This window comes from Gordonibacter sp. (assembly GCF_036667095.1).
In the GTDB taxonomy this organism is placed as follows: Bacteria; Actinomycetota; Coriobacteriia; order Coriobacteriales; family Eggerthellaceae; genus Gordonibacter.
Window position 1 is genome coordinate 1 of the sequence record NZ_JAVWUP010000203.1, and the last position, 4,065, is coordinate 4,065.

Consider the following 4,065-nt stretch of genomic DNA (forward strand, 5'->3'; position numbering starts at 1 on the left):
GATTGGGTGCGTTGTTTGCTTTTTTGGGTGAGCTCACTATGGCGCTGGCGCCGAGTACCGTGGTGTTTATTTGGGTCGGGCGCGTATTGGTGGGGCTGGGAGCAAGTTTCCTTATTCCTTCGGTTTTGGGCATTGTGCCTGCGCTGTATCAGGGTCAAAAGCGCATATTTGCTTACGGATGCGTTACTGCAGGAACGGGTGCGGCGGGATTGATGCCCATACCGTTTGGGATGTTGTTGGATGCGGCAGGTTTTCGGATTACTTTTCTGGTGATGGCCGCTCTCTTCGTGCTGATCATGGCTCTCTCTATGCGCTTGCCGCTTATTGAGCGTCCTGCTATCCGCCCGAAATTTGATAAGCTCGGATTTGCCACCTGCTCAACGGGGCTTTTCTTCTTGCTCACCAGTATTGCCTGCGTATCAATCTGCGGCATTATCGAGCCCTTGCCCCAGGCTCCCCTTGTGTTGTTCGGTATTGCGCCGACGGTGCCCATGGCGTGTTTGGGTGTTGCTCTCCTTTGGGCCTTTTCGCGTATCGAAGCGGCGAAGGAGCAGCGGGCGGAAAGCCCTCTTATGCCCCGTTCGTTTTTAGGCTCGCGCGCTGCCCGCCATTCACTGTTGGCAGTTGCCTTCGGATTCTTTCTTGCGGGAGCCTTCAACATCTTGGTTATTCCCTATGTGCAAATGGCTGCTGGCGCGACAGCGCTCGAAGCAGGATTGCTGTTCGCCTGTGCGGGCGTGCCAATGGTGCTGTTTGCGGTAGGGGTGCCTAAGGTGGTTCCCTGCGCAAAGGCTAGGACGGTCATTCGCCTTGGTTATGCGGTGGGGGCTGCGGGGTGCTTCATTATGGCGTGGGGGTTAGGCCAGCCTGCGGTTTTGGTGCCGGTAGGTGTCGGCATGTTTTTTGCTGGCACGGGTATCGGTTTGGTGAATTCGCATGCAAGCAATGCCGTTGCGTGTTCAGTAGGCGAAAAGGACGTGCAGCAATCGGGCGGCATTCAAGGAACGGTACGCGACATTGCTCATGCGCTTGCAGCGGCGTTGCTGGGTAGTGTTCTTGCGCTGGTGCTTTCCTCTGTATTTGCTACTGGCTTGACGGGGGATGCCGTGCTGTCCGATGTGACGAGAGGGCAAGCCGTCGAGCTGCCGAGCACCTTTACCAGCGATGCCTCTTTTCAGCAGATTCTGGACGAATCTGATATAGCCAAGGCTGATCAAGAGCAAGTGCTGGAGCGTTATCGTGGCGCGCGTTGCGCGGCGAACCAGATTTTGCTGGTAGGTTTGGGAGGGCTGGTGCTGTCGTTGCTGCTGTTTACGCGGGGCCTGCCGGGACACAAGAAGCCGGATGACTCGGCGGCAGATGCGCGGGGTGTTTGAATCGGCTGTTGGCCAAGGCACCGAAGATAAGGCGGAGGAGGCGAATTGGGTGAGTAGATTGATGCTAAGCGAGCGCCAAATGAGTGTGGTGCGTGATCTTCTGAGGAGAGACGATTACGTAGCTGTTGGCGTGCTTGCCGAGAGATTTGCCTGCTCAGAGCGCACTATTCACTACGATACGCACTCCATCAACCGCTGTTTGACATCACTGGGGCTCAGGTCGTGCATTGCGGGTCGTCGTGGACTGGGTGTTCGGCTCGATCTTGCCGATGGCGAGCGGTTATCTGTTGAGGAGCTGGTAGAAGGGGGAACGTTTTCGGGTTATTCCGATTTGGAGCGCTTCGTGGAGGGCATGCTCTTGCTCGCCTGTGACGAAGGTCGTCCGCAAACTGTCAAGTCGCTTTCGAAATCTCTCTTTGTCAACGAACGCCAGCTAAGACATGATCTGCATGGATGGGGTCAGCTCTTGGAACCTTTTGGGTGTTCGCTTGAGGTTGAAGGACATGTGCGTCTAAAGGGCGATGAGTTCGCCGTGCGCGTCATGCTTCTCTTTTTGTTCTGTTCTTTCGCTCCAGTTTCAATGTTGCATGAGGTTGATGGGCGTTTTACCGCCAATACGTTCTTGATGAAGAGGATAGTTGAAGCGCTTGAACGGTGCCAGGGGTTTCCTTTTTCAGAAAGTGCGCGACGAACGCTACATTTTGCAGTAGGTCTTGCTCTTTCTCGTATGCGTGGTGGGCATATAGTTTCTTTTGATCCGCACGACTGCAAGTCTCTACCTCTCGGTGATCAGCTAAAGCGTGATATTGCAAGGGGCGCGGGTGTGTGGCCGACCGAAGGCGAGATGGAATTTTTTCGTCGAACGATCGTGTGCGGAACACGACGATTCGATACGCCCTTGGAAGGGGGGCGTGTTGAATCAAATGACACGGTAGAAGAGCTGGCTTCTCGTTTGCTGGAAGCCATGGCACCACTGATTGCGGGTGATGAGTTTCAAAACGTGAGGGATATTCTTGAGAGTTTAATCGATCATGCTCTTATGCGGCGCGCATTACATGCCCCTATTCCTTTTCGAGATCCGTTTGCTATTAAAGTATGTAACATGCCGTGGTATGTAACGGTTCTGAATGCTCTTTGGCAGGTCGATGACCTTATGGCCTTAAAAATGTTCGGAGGAGATATCGATAGGATAGCTCTGCTTATGCTGTCGGTGTTTGAACGCGTACGTCCCTATGAGAAATGTCGCATTGCTATGGTGGTGAATTGTGGCGTTGAGCAGGTATATTATGCGCGACATCGCCTGGAGCGGATGGTGCCCGACAGCGAAGTGGTTCGGGTACTGTCCGACTCTTCATTCGCTAAAGATGGATCAACTTTTGAAGACGGAATTGATATGGTAGTTGCTTTTGAGCATGTCGAGACGACTATGCCTGTTTGTCAGATTTCATTTGCGGTTGACGAGAGCGATGCAAAAAAGGTTTCTCGTGCCCTTGCGCAGTGGCGCAAGGGCATGCGCCACGAAAATTCTGGCGGGCTTGTCTGCCCGTGCGAGACGCTTGGCATTCACGTTGGCTCTCCCGTTAATCTGGCACAAGCAATCTACCGAAGTGCCGTGGGTGAAGGTTTGCTGGAGGCTTGTGAAGAGACGTTCGAGTATGTGTTTAATATCAGCTGTGTTATTTGCGAAACGATGGCCGTGGCGGTTATTCCGCTAGCTGGCGTAGTACGCACAGCGGGGCGCAGATATGTTACCCAGCCCTTGTTTGTGGGACGAAAACTTGGGAAGTTTGCGGTGCTCTATGTAGCTCAGGATGATATGCCCTTCCTCCCCTCCGTTGTCGCTCAGTTCAAAGAGTATATGGACATTCCTGAGACCTGCGCAGTTTCATGGGAGCTTCCTCCCTTGTTGGGGTCTTGTGCAAAAACCTAGGTGCAGTTCGGCAGTATATGAGACAAAGAGAACCCTCTGACAGTAAAAGCTGTCAGAGGGTTCTCTTTGTATAACGGCCTATGAACAGGCAAAACTACCATTGCAGTTACAACTGCAATGGTAGTTTCGCGCACGAAGCTTTTCGCGGGTATTGTAGCGTCACAGATCGGTTCTCCGGAAAGTATGGGCAAGCCGGGGAAAGATGACATAGTTTCGAGAGAGAGGATTTCCTATGGGAAACGTAACGTATGTTGATTTGGCACTGCCGCTGCAAAACGGAAGCGAAGAGGAGAAGGGGTTTGCCACCAGCAATCTTCAGCCGGTTATCTCCTATGAAACCCACGAAGATCACGCCGGTGATGGGGCGGCCATCCTGGGCATTTCAGAGGAGGAATTCTCCGCTCTGGCTGTTGGCGACAACGCTCATTGGAAATTAGGGGCTGCGTGGGAGACACTGGAGCTTGTAGGGCATGCCGGTACACACGTGGATGCTCCCTGGCACTTTTTCCCCACGACTGCCGATGGTACAAAAAAGGCTTTCTCGGTTGATGAGCTTCCTCTGGATTGGTTTTTTGGCGATGGTGTAGTGATCGATTTGACCCATGTTGGAGATGGTGAGCGCGCGGATGTGGCTGACGTGGAAGCAGCGCTTGCGAAGATTGGCTACGAAATCAAGCCTGATGACATCGTCTGCTTGCGCTTCGACAAGGACAAAGACCACGGAACGGCAAAGTATTGGCGCGGTTGGCCCGGCATTTC

The 4,065-nt window shown here is 53.4% G+C and carries 3 protein-coding genes; all 3 read left to right on the forward strand.

Features of this window, described 5'->3' with window-relative positions:
• A partial coding sequence (locus tag RR842_RS12410) for an MFS transporter (protein ID WP_332729936.1) occupies positions 1-1,376 on the forward strand: 1,376 nt, incomplete at its 5' end.
• A complete protein-coding gene (locus RR842_RS12415; protein WP_332729937.1) occupies positions 1,345-3,306 on the forward strand; it encodes a hypothetical protein in 1,962 nt (653 codons plus the stop codon). The genes RR842_RS12410 and RR842_RS12415, both read left to right, overlap by 32 nt.
• A gap of 232 nt (positions 3,307-3,538) precedes the next feature.
• Positions 3,539-4,065, forward strand: a 527-nt coding sequence (locus tag RR842_RS12420) for a cyclase family protein (RefSeq protein WP_332729939.1), incomplete at its 3' end; no start/stop codon positions are given.